Consider the following 15,171-nt stretch of genomic DNA (forward strand, 5'->3'; position numbering starts at 1 on the left):
GAAAATATTGAGAAAAGCAAGTTAACCATTATACGGTGTAGATTATAAAACAACCACGAGTTTCATAAGGGATATTGATGAAAAAAGTGCTGGTATTGGGAGCATCAGGCTACGTTGGCTCACAACTTTTAAAAAAACTCGCACAGCAAGGCTATTGTGTCACGGCAGCTTCCCGTCACGTCAACTATTTACAAGCACGAACCGAACCGCATGCCAATATCAACATTCAATACCTCGACTTAGCTGACCTTTCAGAAACCCAGCAACTTATCCCTCAGTTTGAGCTGGTGTTTTTCCTCGTTCATGGCATGGCTCATGGGTATGATTTTATCGACTACGAACTTTCTTTGGCAGAAAACTTTAAGCTTGCTCTTCAAGGAAGCTCAGTCAAACACGTAATTTACCTCAGTGCGATTCAACCTCAAACTGGAAACTCGGAGCATTTAAAAGCACGCCGAATGACAGGCGAGATCATTCGTCAGGCTGGTATTCCTATCACTGAAGTGCGCGCTGGTGTCATTATTGGTCCGGGATCGGCGGCTTACGAAATCATGCGAGATTTTGTCTACAACCTCCCTATTTTGATAGCGCCTAAGTGGGTCGACTCCAAAGCAAATCCAATCGCCTTAGATAACCTAAACCATTACCTGTTAGAGCTTGCCAAAGAAAATCCTACATGCAACCACATCTATGAAGCAGGTGGCCCAGATACCCTGAGCTATCGACAACAATTTAAAATCATTTGTGATACAGCAAAGCGCCCTTTCAGGTTATGGTCAACGGCATTACTTACCCCAAAAATGGCCTCTCATTGGCTTGGAATGGTGACTTCGGTCCCCTCCAGCATTGGTCAAGCGCTCCTTGCTGGGCTTGAGCATGATTATGTGGCGAACAGCCAAGAGCTAGAAAAAAAGTACCCCCAACAACTCATCTCCTACAAAGAGATGGTCGAACAAAGCATTGCACATGAAGGTAAGTTCATTCGTAGTAATGTATGGGGGTTCGATCCTGCTGCGCTCATCCGTTGGCAACCCGGATACGGGTATTATCCAAAACAAACTGGAGCCAGTATTAAAACAGGTTTGAGTAAGGCGCAATTATGGCAAGTAGTAAAACAGGTCGGCAGCCCCAACGAAGGGTATTTTTTTGCCAATGCGTTGTGGCGTACTCGAGAGTGGCTTGATGTATTATTTGGCGGCCAGAGACCCGTTCGTTGCTCACCACCCGGACCAGAGTTGAAAGTGGGTGATCATATCGACTCTTGGAAAGTGATTCGCTGTGAAGAGAACCAGTTTCTTTCTCTATTATTTGGAATGAAAGGACCGGGACTGGGGAGGTTGGAATTTACATTAGAAGAGTGCGACGAAGGAAGCGAGTTAACTATAAAAGCTTGGTGGCACCCGCAAGGGTTTCTTGGTCTGCTCTACTGGTTTGCCATGATGCCTGCACACTTGTTTATTTTTAAAGGTATGGTCAAAGCAATTGCACAAAAAGCAAACCAGCAGCCCCAGTAAAAGGCACTGCTGGTTGTTCAACGACTCGTAAACGAGCCTTAATCCGCTTTAAACGACAATGGAATTTCAGCCAATTGTGTTCCCATATTTGCTGGGAAAATAAGGTATTCACCGTGATATTTAACGTTCGATTTATAATCCGTTACCTTATGCACCATAAAGCCCGCTGCGGTTGCCTTTTCCACAAACTCTGCATGGTTGCCACGGACAAACCAACTCATCGGTTTTACCAGCGTTTCATTATCGAAGCAATCTTCACACTGCTCCGAGCAAAGGGCTAATGAGTTTTGACCTTCCGTAAAAATCTGAACTTTGCCACAATTCACCAAAGGCTCACCTGTTGAAACTTCCCATTCTGATGCTTCCATAGCATCCAAGAAAGCTTCGATTTGTTTATCGGTGATTGCTGCTGGTGTTTCTCCTTCCGTAAAGAAACTGGCGTAAAAAGCAGAAATACGCTTGAAGATAAAAATTAACCCAGCATCGTTACCTTTTGAACGTCCTGCTTTTTGCCAGCGAGTTAAATCCCCGACCACAGAGCGATCAAAACGCTGTCCTTTTAAAGCCTTTGTAACCCAACGAACCAGAAAATGGTTATTAGAGACTGGTGCATCGGCCAGTTTCCCTGATTGATGCTCAGCACGTAGCTCAGCTAATGCGCTATTTACAAGTTTTTGTATTTCAATTGTGTATACAGACATTAAGCCTTTCTTCCAAAAATCCAATACCAAGCTGCCGATATTACAGAACAGGCAGACATAACAACAATCATTGGCCACGCGACCCCATTTGGCATGGCAGCCACGATAGCACCAATTAGTGACCCTGTACCAAAACGCAATGTGCCTGCCAAAGACGATGCGGTGCCCGCCATATGCGGATAACCACTCAGCAACAGCCCCATTGAGTTACTGCCAATAGTAGATAAGGTACCAATGAATAAAACGACAAATGGTACGGTGCCCCACAATCCAAGATCAAGTAGCCAGCCGACAAACAACCCGACACCCGCAAGCAACTGCACAGCTAAGCCAAACCGAAGCATGGCATGTGAACCCACTTTTTTCACCATTCGACCGTTAATACTGGTCATGATGATCATCGCAACGATGTTCAAGCCAAATAAATAACCAAACTGATCCGGTTGAACCCCATATAAATCGATATATACAAAAGAACCAGCGGTTAAAAATGCAAACATGCCTGCAAAAGAGAACGCCCCAGAAAGGATCAGCCCCATGGCAACAGGATTGCGAAACAAGCTGGTGTAGTTACGTATGGTTGCCCCTAAACGCAGTGGTTGGCGTTTCTCTACCGCTAAGGTTTCTGGAATTTTCCAGAAAACCAGCATAATAACGACAACCGAAAACGCAGCTAGAATCCAAAAAATAGAACGCCAACCAAACCAAATTGCTACGTGTCCACCGATCATTGGAGCCACAAGTGGCGCAATAGTAATAACCAAAGTGACAAACGACATAGCGCGAGCAAAGTCCTCGCGGTCAAACATGTCTCGCACCACCGCTTGAATGATCACAGCCGCTGCCGCACCAGCAAAACCTTGTGCGGCACGCACATACGTAAGTGATTCGATATCTTGCGTTGTCGCACTGACAACGGCGGCAATACCAAAGAAAAACACACCGCCGATTAATACAGGGCGACGGCCAAAGCTGTCGGCAAGCGGACCATGAATAAGCTGACCAAGAGCAAAACCAGCTGTATATGCTGTCAACGTGATCTGAACTTGGCCCGCAGTCACACCAAGATCTTTTGCGATGGTTGGCATCGCCGGAAGATACATATCAATCGCTAGGGGTGTAAGTGCACCAATGGCACCAAGCACAAGGAAGAGCAAAAAACTGATTTTAGGTGCCGAAGAAGGGTTCATTGCCGCAGAGTTATCTGACATAAGTCTCCTGATTGGTTGCGTGTGAATGCAGCGCTCCCTGCTGCAACCAAACGAAATAAAAATCAGCATGCTCAATATGCTGATAGTCACCATGCGATCTTGACGTATTTTCGTGCTATTGACTAGTTCCCAATAGGAATTAAAGTATTTCCTACAAGAGTTATTCTTGCTTAAGAATGATTATTTCCACACCGAATCAATTTCTTCTTGAGTAAGGTTACGGTACTCACCCGGTTCTAGATTTTCATCCAGAATAATCTCACCAATACGCTCACGATGCAGATGCTCTACTTTGTTCCCCAAAGCTGCAAACATCCGTTTTACTTGGTGATATTTTCCTTCATGAATGGTCAGCAAGACCTCTTTCTCTTCCTCATCAATGATGGTTAATTGCGCAGGTAGAGTCGGCTCTTTTTCATTACGAAGCTCAATACCTTCGGCAAATTTCTCGCAATAATCAGGCTGAATAGGATCAGCTAGCCACACACGATATGTTTTCTCACATTTGTGTTTTGGCGAGGTGATTCGATGAGACCATTGACCATCATCTGTGATCAGTACAAGACCCGTGGTATCCACATCTAAACGGCCAGCAAAGTGCAGATCTTCCATCTTCACTTCATCGAGCAAAACAAACGCAGTGTGGTTGAATCCATCTTCATGCGAACATACAAAACCGTCAGGCTTGAACAACATGATATAACGTGGCCCCGGCTTTGCGAGCTCGCGCCCTTGCCACTCAACAACGCAGGACTCCGTGACTTTATAAGAACCACTTTTTTGCATCACATCGTTAACGGTGACATCACCACTTTTAATGATCTTAGTGGCTTCTTTACGTGTTGCGCCCAGCGCGTCACACAAATATTTATCTAAACGCATGAATACCTCATCTCATCAGGGCGGGTATTATAGACACCTTTCTTTATTTAGTTGAATGGTTTCGCGATACAACTGATTATTGATTGTTTAAGTCACACAAACTTTTTGAACAATTTTGCTTTATCGAGCAGCCCTTCCAGATCTCGCATTCGATTGCTGGTTTCAGACCACGTCGCTGATTGAACCGCTTCTACTAAGGCTTCAACCAAAAATGTAATCGCAATGGTTGAGTCCCATGCTGATGGCGCTTCTATCCGTGCATGAAAAACATGTTGCGCCAGTTTTCCAACCGGAGAGCCCCACTGATCCGTAAACAAAATCACATTCACACCACGGCTTCGTACGAGCTCTGCCAAGGTAAGAATATCATTCTCATAACGGCGAACATCGAACACGACTAAGGTGTCTCCGGGTTTCATATTAATCACATAATGTGACCAACAATTTGCATTCGGCCCCACCATGGTGACATTAGCTCTCACCACCTGCATATGAGTAAACATATATTCAGCAATGGAGTGGCTGATCCGGCCGCCCACGATGTAAAGTGAACGTTCTTGGTCACTCAACACATCAACCACTTGGTTGAACATGGCTTCATCAATTTGGCCAACGGTTTGGCGTATATTATTGACGGCCATGTCGGCAAACCTATCGAGTAAATGCAGTTTTTCATCCACATTTTGGATTGATGCATGCTTCTCAATTGGGCTTTTTAAGGTATCCCCTATTTCTTCATGAATACTCCGCTGCATGTCAGGAAAACCTGAAAAACCAAGCTTCTTCGCCAGACGAACCACGGTTGGAGAAGAAACTTTTGCCGCCTCCGACAGCGATACAACCGTCCCCAAACTGGATGCCGGGTAATTCTCTAACATCACATTCGCTAACTGTCTTTCTGCCCGAGTGAGCGAAGCAAAACCCGCTTTAATTCTTTCCGAAACTTTCAACATATTTCTCATGCCACCTAATGAATATGACCCGCCAACAATAGGATTGTAACAAAAATTACACCCCATCAAAAATTAAAAAAATATTTTCTGTAATTATATTGACAGAATCATAATTTCTGTAATTATGGATACAAATTGATCAATATTTAACCTTTTATTAACAAAAATGATCAATTTAAGTTCAGAAAAGCATACAGAGAAGCCATGTAGTTTCTTGTGCTATCAGTAAGAAAATGGAGTTGTTAATGAAGCCGGATCCCATCAATTCATTGCCTAAACCCATCATTAAGTTCGTGAAGGTTGTCGAGGCGATTAATCGTAAAATTGGCCGTTTTGCCATGTACCTCATTTTCGTAATGATCGGTATTTTGCTCTATTCATCCGTGTCCAAAACGTTTTTCTACCCTTCTTTGTGGACACTTGAAATGGCCCAATTCGTCATGGTGGCTTTTTATATGTTGGGTGGCCCTTATTCCATGCAGCTGCATAGCCATGTTCGCATGGATCTTATTTATGGCAATTGGAGTGTCCGCAAAAAAGCCATCATCGATAGCATTACGGTGATCATGTTAATCACCTACCTTGCGATCCTTCTCTACGGAGGGTTATCCAGTACCAGTTATGCCCTTGAGTATGGTGAACGTAGCTACTCAGCATGGCGGCCTTATATGGCACCGATAAAAATCATAATGTGTGTCAGCGTATTTCTCATGTTACTTCAAGCAATCGCAGTTTGGTTGAGAGATATCGCCACCGTTGTTTATGGAAATAAGACGGAGGCAAACTCATGAGCTACGAAATGATCGCACTTCTTATGTTTTCAGCGATGATGCTAATGCTGCTGACGGGCCAGCGTGTGTTTGCCGTCATTGGGTCAATTGCAGTGATCGCAGCCCTTTTGCTTTGGGGAAATGGTGGCTCTGAAATTGCTTTCAGTTCAGCTATTAAGCTCATGAAATGGTACCCACTGCTCACACTCCCTCTCTTTATTTACATGGGATACATGTTGTCGGAATCTGGCATTGCTGAAGACCTCTATCGCATGTTCCACGTATGGACAGGCAACCTAAATGGCGGCCTCGCTATCGGCACCATTGGACTGATGGTGATTATCTCTGCAATGAATGGACTCAGTGTCGCAGGTATGGCGATTGGCGCAAGCATTGCGTTGCCCGAACTGCTTCGACGTGGTTACGACAAAATTATGGTCACCGGTGTCATTCAAGCAGGCAGCTCGCTTGGTATTTTAGTGCCCCCCAGCGTGGTGTTGGTTCTTTATGGCATGATTGCGCGCCAACCCGTTGGACAACTCTGGCTTGCCGGTGTATTTCCCGGGCTGCTTATGGCCACCCTGTTCATTATCTATATCGTCATACGCTGTAAGTTACGTCCGGAGCTGGGTCCTGCGCTACCAGAAGAAGAACGAAATGTTAGCTTGAAAGAGAAGCTCTTGCTATTACGTGCAGGCATCACACCACTTTTGATTTTTGTTTCCATGACGGGGCTGTTTCTGCTGGGAGTCACAAGCTTGGTTGAGAGCTCAGCTGTGGGCGCGGTTGCCGCTACCATCGCTGCGATCGCAAAGAAGCGCCTGACTCGAAATGTCATGGAAGAAACCTTAAGAAAGACCCTTGCCATTAGCTGCATGTTTATGTGGATCATACTGGCAGCCTTATGTTTTGGCGCTGTGTTTGATGGTATTGGCGCAGTTAAAGCCATCGAAGCATTCTTTATTGAGCGATTAAATCTCACACCATGGCAAGTGCTGCTTTTGATGCAATTATCATATCTCATCATGGGAACATTTCTCGATGACACAGCAATGCTGGTGATCGTCGCGCCTTTATACGTGCCTTTGGTCGGTGCATTAGGCTTTGATTTGCTTTGGTATGGCGTGCTTTACACCATTACCTGTCAGATTGCTTATATGACCCCACCTTTCGGTTACAACTTGTTCCTCATGCGTGCGATGGCACCCCCAGAAATTTCGCTGAAAGACATCTACGTCTCAATCATCCCTTTCGTGCTCATCATGATATTCGGGCTGATTCTGGTGATGGCTTTCCCACAATTGGCTTTATGGCTTCCGCAGTACCACTACGGCCAATAACTATGACCTAAGTAACGACCTTTAACTTGGACAAGCAAACGCATTCCACGGAGGAATAAACCATGTCTAGTAGAAGAGATTTCCTTAAAAAAGCAGGAGCGGTTTCGGCCGTTGGTGCGACCGCAATTGTCGGAGCTCCCGCCATCGCTAACAGCAAGAAAACCATAAAATGGCGCTTGCAAACCTATGCCGGACCTGCCCTTGGCGAACATGTCATTAAGCCTGCTGTGGATGCGTTTAACAAAGCTGCCAATGGTGAAATGGTCATCGAGCTGTTTTACGCCGATCAACTTGTACCAACCGGTGAGTTGTTCCGAGCAATGCAACGCGGAACCATTGACGCAGTACAAAGTGACGATGACTCCATTGCCGCTCCGGTTGATGTCTCTGTATTTGGTGGCTACTTCCCATTTGCGACTCGCTACAGCCTTGATGTTCCCGTCCTGTTTGAGCAATACGGCTTAAAAGAGATCTGGCAGGAAGCCTATGGCGAAGTCAAAGGTGTGACTTGGTTGTCCGCTGGGGCGTGGGATCCATGCCACTTTGCTACCGTCAAACCGATTCGAAGCCTAGCTGATCTCAAAGGGAAACGCGTGTTTACCTTCCCAACAGCTGGCCGTTTTCTGTCTCGCTTTGGCGTTATTCCCGTGACCTTACCTTGGGAAGACGTCGAAGTCGCGATCCAAACGGGAGAGCTCGATGGCATTGCGTGGTCAGGTATCACCGAGGATTACACCGTTGGCTGGGCTGATGTGACCAAGTACTTTTTGACCAACAACATCTCTGGAGCATGGTGCGGATCGTTCTTTGCGAACAGCGAGCGCTGGAATGCACTTCCTGAACACCTGAAAACACTATGGCGTTTATGCATGGATAGCTCGCACTACTACCGACAACATTGGTATTGGGGCGGAGAAGCTAAGCTTCGTGTAGAAGGAACAAAACTTGAGTTAACCACCATTCCGGATGACGAATGGAAAACCGTTGAACAAGAAGCTCTGGTGTTTTGGGATGAGATTGCCAAAACCAGCCCCAGAGCGAAGCGTGTCGTCGACATCTTTAAGCAGTATGCCGCCGATATGGAAAAAGCAGGAAAACCGTACCGCTACAGCTAATAGGGAATGCACCGGCATCATGCCGGTGCCCAGAGGACAATAAAATGGATGCAAGATCAGTTAAAACCATCGAAGACGCCAAAAAAATTGTTGAAGAACGTGGCTTAAGCCATGTCAAAGTTGGTCTGTTCGATAACGATGGGATTATGCGCGGAAAGTACATGTCGAAAGACAAGTTCTTTTCTTCACTGGATGACGGCTTTGCGTTTTGCGATGTGGTTTTAGGCTGGGACGCAAAAGACCAGCTCTACGACAACACCACCTACACCGGCTGGCACACAGGCTACCCCGATGCGCCTGTGGTGATTCTTCCAGACACCTGCCGCGATGTTTTGGATGAAGAAGGCATGCTGCTTTTTATTGCTGAATTCGATGACAAAGCATCACTAGTATGCCCAAGAGCAACCTTGAACCGCGTATTAAAACAATATGATGATTTAGGCCTGAATGCTTTTGCTGCCTTCGAATATGAATTTTTTGTGTTCAATGAAACGCCTCACTCGGTTAGGGAAAAGCATTATCACGATCTTGAGCCAATTACGCCCGACTGGTTCGGCTATTCCATGATCCGAAACTCGACGTACCTAGAGCTCTATCAACAACTGTTAGACTTAAGCCAGACCATGGACTTCCCCATCGAAGGGATCCACTCTGAGACCGGCCCCGGTGTGATTGAAGCAGCACTGTCGGTCGATTCGGCAATGAACGCGTCAGATAAAGCGGCCCTTTTCAAAACCTACACAAAGGTACTGGCCCAACGAAATGATTTGATGGCGACCTTTATGGCGAAATGGAGTAATGACTATCCCGGTCAAAGCGGCCACATTCATATTTCGCTGCAAAACAAAGATGGCAGCTCTGCTTTCTACGATCCGAATGGCCAACACAATATGAGTGCGCTTCAACGTCACTTTGTTGCAGGATTACAGCGCTTAATGCCCGATTTTTTATGCATGGTTGCCCCAACCGTCAATAGTTATCGACGCATGATCCCGGGCTTCTGGGCTCCTACGCATGCCACTTGGGCAGTTGAAAACCGCACGACATCACTTCGCGTGATCCCCGGCTCTGCCAAAAGCCAACGTGTGGAATATCGCATCGGAGCGGCAGATGGAAATCCGTATCTCGCACTCGCAGCCGCGCTGGCCAGTGGCCTATGCGGGATCATCAATAAATGGGAGCCGGGCGAACCTATTGTAGGTAACGCTTACGACCAAGAGATTCCTGAAGAACTAAAACTTCCACCTACATTATGGGATGCGGCTCAACGGCTAAAAGCCTCTTCACATGCCAGAGAAGTCTTAGGTGATGAATTCGTCGACCACTTTGCAGCCAGCCGTGAATGGGAAGAACGAGAGTTTAGAAAAGCTGTGACCGACTGGGAACTGAAACGCTACTTCGAAATCATCTGATCAATGACACGACTGAATAGGTTAAAAACGCATGGAACAAAATACCCTATCGCCAATCGACAATAAGGTCTGTGTAACACGCCCGCTTGCCACTGCCGAGCAGATTGAAGCCACCGTGAGCACAGCGTCATTAAGTCAAAAGCAGTGGCAAAATTTACCGCTGGATACACGCAAAGCCATTTGCACACAAGCAATTGAAAACTTTGTCGCTCAAAAAGAGCAGATTGCTCAAGAGATCACCATGATGATGGGCAGGCCCATTAGCTACACCCAAGGGGAAGTCCATGGTGTCGCAGAGCGAGCCCTTTCGATGATTGAGCAAGCTGAAGCCGCACTTGCTGATATTCAATTGCCACAAAAATCTGGCTTCCAGCGCTACATCAAACGGGTCCCTGTTGGCACTGTATTGGTCATCGCACCATGGAACTACCCATACTTAACGGCGATCAACGCAGTAATTCCAGCCTTATTGGCAGGCAATAGTGTGGTGCTTAAGCATTCAGCACAAACCCCATTATGTGCAGAACGTTTAGTTGAAGCCTTTAAAAATACGGGAATTCCAAACGGTGTGTTTCAATATCTGCACACCGATCATCCTTCAACGGAAAAACTGATCCAACACCCAAAAATTAACTACGTTGCCTTTACTGGTTCTGTAGCAGGTGGAGCGATGGTTGAACGAAATGCGGCAGGCCGTTTCATTGGTGTTGGCTTAGAGCTGGGTGGCAAAGACCCAGCCTATGTACGTCAAGATGCAGATCTTGAACACGCGGTCGCCACGTTGGTTGATGGCGCATTTTTCAATTCAGGACAATCTTGTTGCGGCATCGAGCGAATTTATGTTCATCAATCTATCCATGACGAGTTTGTGCAAAAAGCGGTAACGCTAGCTAAGCAGTATAAACTTGGTAACCCAACCGACAGTCACATCACTCTGGGTCCACTGGTTCGTACTGAAGCGGCTGATTTTGTGAGAGAGCAAATTGCAGACGCGATAAGTCAGGGTGCCGAGCCCCATATTGATGAAGCTTTATTTCCAGCCAGTGCGATTGGTACGCCTTATCTCGCACCGCAAATCCTAACTCAGGTGAACCATTCAATGCGTGTAATGACGGAGGAATCCTTCGGCCCTGTCGTCGGTATTCAAGCGGTCGTCGATGATGATGAAGCTATCCGATTAATGAACGATTCAGAATTTGGCCTCACCGCTTCTATTTTTACCTCTGATGAAGCACTTGGTGTGAAACTGGGAGAACAAGTTGAAACCGGCACCTTTTTTGTCAATCGCTGTGACTATCTCGATCCAGAGCTGGCATGGACCGGAATCAAAAACTCTGGCAGAGGCTGCACGCTTTCTCAGATCGGCTTTGACATGTTAACTCGTCCAAAATCATTCCATATTAAAACATTGGGAGAAGGCTGATGACTTTCACAAACTGGAACTATCCCACGTCAATCAGTGTCGGCGAAGGCGTATTAGATGCTCTGCCTGAGCATTGTAAAAGGCTCAATATGCATGCACCTTTGCTGGTCACAGACCCGTTTCTAGCCGGACTCGACATCGCGACTAACCTCGTCACGCAATGTCAGCAGCAAGATATCAAGATACAGGTTTTTTCCGACATTCAAGGCAACCCAACCGATACCAATGTCAATCACGGAATCGATGCCTACAATGCCAACGTTCATGATGGCATCATCGCTTTTGGTGGTGGTTCGAGTTTGGATGCCGCCAAAGCCATTGCTTTATGCGCTTGCCAAACTCTACCTCTTTGGAGTTTTGAAGATGTTGGTGATAACTGGACACAAGCTGACGAGTCAAAAATTGTCCCGGTGATCGCGATTCCGACCACCGCGGGAACAGGGTCTGAAGTTGGTCGAGCGTCGGTGATTACGGATGCAACTACCCACGTTAAAAAAATTATTTTCCATCCGAAAATGATGCCAGTACAAGTACTCTTAGACCCGCTTGTTACCATTGGACTACCGGCTCACATCACAGCGGCAACGGGAATGGATGCGCTGTCCCATAGCTTGGAAGCTTATTGTGCGCCGAGTTATCACCCAATGGCAGATGGCATCGCGATCGAGTCAATGAAGCTGATAAAACACTTCTTATACCCCGCCTTTCTTGACGGTAACGACATCAACGCTCGTACTCAGCTACTGGTCGCATCAAGCATGGGCGCTACAGCCTTTCAAAAGGGACTGGGAGCGATGCATGCGCTGGCTCATACTCTAGGTGGTCTGTACGACAAGCATCATGGCTTACTCAACGCCATTTTAATGCCCTATGTATTGGAGGCCAATCGCTCAGAGATTGAAGATAAAATGGTGGTGCTCGCCAGAGCGTTATCACTTCAGTCACCGGGGTTTGAAGCGGTTCATCAGTGGATCCTAAGCATGCGAGAAATCCTAGATATTCCTCACACTCTCACCGAAATAGGAATTAACGCCGATGAGGCTAAAAAAGTGGGTGAGCTCGCGGTACTAGACGCGGCGGCAGGTGGTAATCCAATACCGTTTACGGCGGAAGAATACACGCAACTGTTTATGTATGCACTGACAGGTCAAAAATCACAACAATAATAAATGGTGATGGCAATGAAAATTGGCGTATTAATCTGCGACAACGTAAATCCAGCATTAGAAGGCGAATATGGTAGCTATAAAGACATGTTCCAGAAACTATTGCACGCTGTAGATAACCAGCTCAATTTACGGTTTTATTGGGTCAATAAGCGAGAGTTTCCAACTGATATTCATGAATGTGATGCTTATATCACGTCTGGCAGTAAGTCCAGCGTACTGGATAGCGAACAATGGATAAATGAACTGGAGCAGTTAATTTGCCAGATTTATCATGCGCATATTCCCTTTATCGGGATCTGCTTTGGCCATCAAATGTTAGCAAAAGCCCTCGGAGGAACGGTTGCAAAAGCGCATGTTGGTTGGGGTGTTGGCGCTGCTACCACCCCAATCCTCACTCCGAAAACATGGATGGTGCCCTTTCAAAAACAGGTCAACTTACTGGTTAGCCACCAAGATCAAGTGCTCTCATTGCCAAAAGACGGAGTGGTATTAGCAGGGAATGACTTTTGTCCTATATCAATGATGCAAGTCGGTTCAAAGGCGTTGGGTATTCAAGCCCATCCTGAATTTTGCGCCCCCTACTCCAAAGCATTGATTGAGGTAAGGAAAGACGCCATTCCATTAGCTGTTCAAGCCAAAGGCGTAACCTCGTTGAAACTGCCCACCGACGGGTTATTGGTCACCCAGTGGATGTTGAACTTTATCAATGAGGCCAAGAAAACGCCATGATAATACCCTCACAAAGCTTAATCACAGAAAGAATCACAAAAACAGCCGATACAAAAATGGGGCTTTGAGATAGATTTGTCAGCAATGTGGATACCTCATCACGCTTTGGTCAGGTATGATGAATGCCGATGTCCCTGTTGTTGAATGAACCCACACTCCCAATGTACACCTTACGCCCCTATCAAGCCGACTCAGTCAAAGCGGTTATCCATTACTTTCGTAAACACACTACGCCAGCGGTGATTGTTCTGCCAACGGGTGCGGGAAAAAGTCTGGTTATCGCCGAGTTAGCAAGGCTTGCTAAAGGACGCGTGTTGGTGCTGGCTCATGTAAAAGAGCTTGTAGAACAAAACCATGCAAAGTATGAAGGCTATGGATTAACAGGCGCGATTTTTTCCGCCGGACTTGGCCGAAAAGAGACCGATCAACAAGTGGTGTTTGCCTCTGTACAATCGGTCGTTCGTAACCTAGATGCTTTCAAAAACCAGTTTTCCTTATTGGTTATTGACGAATGTCACCGTGTCCCGGACGAAAAAAACAGCAGCTACCAAAAAGTCATCAGCCATTTAAGCGAGCTCAACCCCGGAATGAAGGTTTTGGGCCTGACTGCAACGCCCTATCGTCTTGGCATGGGCTGGATTTACCAATACCACACACGTGGGTTAGTTCGCTCTGAAGACACTCGATTTTTCCGAGACTGTATTTTTGAACTGCCGATTCGCTACTTACTTGATGAAGGCTTCCTTACCCCAGCAAAAATGATGGATGCTCCAGTGCTGAGTTATGACTTCTCACAACTCAAGCCAGCAAGTACAGGACGCTATAAAGAAGCGGAACTGGATATGGTGATCGACCAAGCCAAGCGTGCCACCCCTCAAATTGTTGAGCAGATCATCCACCTTGCGAAAGACAAACAAGGCATTATGGTATTCGCCGCAACCGTACGCCATGCTCAAGAGATATTTGGCCTGTTGCCTGTGGGAGAAACTGCCTTAGTTATTGGCGATACGCCGACCCTAGAACGTGATGACATCATCTCTCGCTTTAAAAACCGCGAGATCAAATTCCTTGTCAACGTCTCGGTTTTAACGACGGGGTTCGATGCGCCACACGTAGATTTGATCGCAATACTCCGTCCGACGGAGTCGATCAGTTTGTATCAACAAATTGTCGGACGCGGTTTACGACTTTCTCCCGGGAAAACGGAATGCTTGGTGCTTGATTACGCAGGCAACAGCTATGATTTATACCAACCTGAAGTGGGCGACCCAAAACCTGACTCAGACAGTGAAATCATTACTATTCCCTGCCCTGCTTGCGGGTTTAATAATAACTTCTGGGGAAAATTAGATTCGAACGGTTTCTTACTGGAACATTTTGGCCGCCGTTGCCAAGGTTTTTTTACCGATGAAGAAACCGGCGAGCGAGAACACTGTGGCTACCGCTTCAGAGCGAAATATTGCGGCGAATGTGGTGCTGACAATGACATTGCCGCTCGTATATGTCATGAATGTGACGCCACACTTGTTGACCCAGACAAAAAGCTTAAGGAAGCGTTAAACCTTAAAGACGCACTGGTATTTGAGTGCCTTGAAATGGATTTAAACGTGCATAAAGACCAAAATGGCAAGTCACAGCTCAAAGTGACTTACATCGGCGATAATCAAGCCCAAGTCCATGAGTTCTGGCCTCTGACCACAAAAAAACAGAAACAGACCTTCAAAGATCAGTTTGTCCGCCCTCACCTTGCTGATAAACATCGTCCTTTCGAAGAAGCCTCCCCAACCAAGGTGGTCTCCCACCAGCATCGCTTTCGTCCACCTCAATTTGTCATTGCCAGAAAGGTCGGACGATTTTGGAAAATGCGCGATAAAATCTTTGAAGACGAGCTACGTTAATTTTTGAGGCCAAAGTGAAGGGACCCTAGCAATTAATAGGCACCGTTCACTTTC

13 protein-coding genes are annotated in these 15,171 nt (G+C 46.4%); 9 read left to right on the forward strand and 4 right to left on the reverse strand.

Annotated elements, in window-relative coordinates:
- The first annotated feature begins 77 nt into the window (after positions 1-77).
- Positions 78-1,514, forward strand: a complete 1,437-nt coding sequence (locus ACQEXS_RS19605) for a DUF2867 domain-containing protein (RefSeq protein WP_427014914.1) — start codon at positions 78-80, stop codon at positions 1,512-1,514.
- A gap of 38 nt (positions 1,515-1,552) precedes the next feature.
- Here the strand turns inward: ACQEXS_RS19605 and ACQEXS_RS19610 are convergent, their stop codons facing one another.
- The 4 genes from ACQEXS_RS19610 to ACQEXS_RS19625 all read right to left on the reverse strand — a co-directional run bounded on the left by ACQEXS_RS19610 (position 1,553) and on the right by ACQEXS_RS19625 (position 5,261).
- Positions 1,553-2,215 (reverse strand): DUF2913 family protein, encoded by a 663-nt coding sequence (locus tag ACQEXS_RS19610; protein WP_367986615.1) that lies wholly within the window; start codon positions 2,213-2,215, stop codon positions 1,553-1,555.
- Positions 2,215-3,426 (reverse strand): Bcr/CflA family multidrug efflux MFS transporter, encoded by a 1,212-nt coding sequence (locus tag ACQEXS_RS19615; RefSeq protein ID WP_427014915.1) that lies wholly within the window; start codon positions 3,424-3,426, stop codon positions 2,215-2,217. Before ACQEXS_RS19615 ends, ACQEXS_RS19610 begins: the two co-directional genes overlap by 1 nt.
- Before the next feature lie 180 nt (positions 3,427-3,606).
- Entirely contained in the window at positions 3,607-4,308 is a 702-nt protein-coding gene (gene rsuA / locus ACQEXS_RS19620; protein WP_427009396.1) for a 16S rRNA pseudouridine(516) synthase RsuA, read from the reverse strand.
- Positions 4,309-4,400: 92 nt separating this feature from the next.
- Positions 4,401-5,261: a MurR/RpiR family transcriptional regulator gene (locus tag ACQEXS_RS19625; RefSeq protein ID WP_427014916.1), complete on the reverse strand. Its 861-nt coding sequence runs from the start codon at positions 5,259-5,261 to the stop codon at positions 4,401-4,403.
- A 245-nt stretch (positions 5,262-5,506) separates the two neighbouring features.
- On the opposite strand from ACQEXS_RS19625, the gene ACQEXS_RS19630 reads away from it, so the two are divergent.
- The 8 genes from ACQEXS_RS19630 (at position 5,507) to ACQEXS_RS19665 (ending at position 15,117) form a co-directional block, all read left to right on the forward strand.
- Positions 5,507-6,052, forward strand: coding sequence for a TRAP transporter small permease subunit (locus tag ACQEXS_RS19630; RefSeq protein WP_427014917.1), 546 nt, complete (start codon positions 5,507-5,509; stop codon positions 6,050-6,052).
- Complete coding sequence (locus ACQEXS_RS19635) at positions 6,049-7,371, forward strand: TRAP transporter large permease (RefSeq protein ID WP_367986620.1); 1,323 nt, start codon at positions 6,049-6,051, stop codon at positions 7,369-7,371. Before ACQEXS_RS19630 ends, ACQEXS_RS19635 begins: the two co-directional genes overlap by 4 nt.
- Before the next feature lie 62 nt (positions 7,372-7,433).
- Entirely contained in the window at positions 7,434-8,486 is a 1,053-nt protein-coding gene (gene dctP / locus ACQEXS_RS19640) for a TRAP transporter substrate-binding protein DctP (protein ID WP_427009393.1), read from the forward strand.
- A 44-nt stretch (positions 8,487-8,530) separates the two neighbouring features.
- Positions 8,531-9,898: a glutamine synthetase family protein gene (locus tag ACQEXS_RS19645; protein ID WP_427014918.1), complete on the forward strand. Its 1,368-nt coding sequence runs from the start codon at positions 8,531-8,533 to the stop codon at positions 9,896-9,898.
- Positions 9,899-9,929: 31 nt separating this feature from the next.
- Positions 9,930-11,321 carry an aldehyde dehydrogenase family protein gene (locus ACQEXS_RS19650; protein WP_427014919.1) on the forward strand — a complete coding sequence of 464 codons (1,392 nt, stop codon included), beginning with the start codon at positions 9,930-9,932 and terminating at the stop codon, positions 11,319-11,321.
- Positions 11,321-12,487 carry an iron-containing alcohol dehydrogenase gene (locus ACQEXS_RS19655; RefSeq protein WP_427014920.1) on the forward strand — a complete coding sequence of 389 codons (1,167 nt, stop codon included), beginning with the start codon at positions 11,321-11,323 and terminating at the stop codon, positions 12,485-12,487. Before ACQEXS_RS19650 ends, ACQEXS_RS19655 begins: the two co-directional genes overlap by 1 nt.
- A gap of 15 nt (positions 12,488-12,502) precedes the next feature.
- Positions 12,503-13,219 carry a glutamine amidotransferase-related protein gene (locus tag ACQEXS_RS19660; RefSeq protein WP_427014921.1) on the forward strand — a complete coding sequence of 239 codons (717 nt, stop codon included), beginning with the start codon at positions 12,503-12,505 and terminating at the stop codon, positions 13,217-13,219.
- Positions 13,220-13,380: 161 nt separating this feature from the next.
- Positions 13,381-15,117, forward strand: a complete 1,737-nt coding sequence (locus ACQEXS_RS19665; protein ID WP_427014952.1) for a DEAD/DEAH box helicase — start codon at positions 13,381-13,383, stop codon at positions 15,115-15,117.
- Positions 15,118-15,171: the final 54 nt, after the last annotated feature.

Source organism: Vibrio sp. TRT 17S01, from assembly GCF_050113695.1.
Taxonomy (GTDB): Bacteria; Pseudomonadota; Gammaproteobacteria; order Enterobacterales; family Vibrionaceae; genus Vibrio.

What these genes read in the sequence shown, in the direction of transcription:
- ACQEXS_RS19665 (WP_427014952.1), top strand. Translation starts at nt 13,381, where the DNA reads ATGTACACCTTACGCCCCTATCAAGCCGACTCAGTCAAAGCGGTTATC.
- dctP (WP_427009393.1), top strand. Translation starts at nt 7,434, where the DNA reads ATGTCTAGTAGAAGAGATTTCCTTAAAAAAGCAGGAGCGGTTTCGGCC.
- ACQEXS_RS19605 (WP_427014914.1), top strand. Translation starts at nt 78, where the DNA reads ATGAAAAAAGTGCTGGTATTGGGAGCATCAGGCTACGTTGGCTCACAA.
- ACQEXS_RS19615 (WP_427014915.1), bottom strand. Translation starts at nt 3,426, where the DNA reads ATGTCAGATAACTCTGCGGCAATGAACCCTTCTTCGGCACCTAAAATC.
- ACQEXS_RS19610 (WP_367986615.1), bottom strand. Translation starts at nt 2,215, where the DNA reads ATGTCTGTATACACAATTGAAATACAAAAACTTGTAAATAGCGCATTA.
- ACQEXS_RS19655 (WP_427014920.1), top strand. Translation starts at nt 11,321, where the DNA reads ATGACTTTCACAAACTGGAACTATCCCACGTCAATCAGTGTCGGCGAA.
- ACQEXS_RS19650 (WP_427014919.1), top strand. Translation starts at nt 9,930, where the DNA reads ATGGAACAAAATACCCTATCGCCAATCGACAATAAGGTCTGTGTAACA.
- ACQEXS_RS19645 (WP_427014918.1), top strand. Translation starts at nt 8,531, where the DNA reads ATGGATGCAAGATCAGTTAAAACCATCGAAGACGCCAAAAAAATTGTT.
- ACQEXS_RS19630 (WP_427014917.1), top strand. Translation starts at nt 5,507, where the DNA reads ATGAAGCCGGATCCCATCAATTCATTGCCTAAACCCATCATTAAGTTC.
- rsuA (WP_427009396.1), bottom strand. Translation starts at nt 4,308, where the DNA reads ATGCGTTTAGATAAATATTTGTGTGACGCGCTGGGCGCAACACGTAAA.
- ACQEXS_RS19635 (WP_367986620.1), top strand. Translation starts at nt 6,049, where the DNA reads ATGAGCTACGAAATGATCGCACTTCTTATGTTTTCAGCGATGATGCTA.
- ACQEXS_RS19625 (WP_427014916.1), bottom strand. Translation starts at nt 5,261, where the DNA reads ATGTTGAAAGTTTCGGAAAGAATTAAAGCGGGTTTTGCTTCGCTCACT.
- ACQEXS_RS19660 (WP_427014921.1), top strand. Translation starts at nt 12,503, where the DNA reads ATGAAAATTGGCGTATTAATCTGCGACAACGTAAATCCAGCATTAGAA.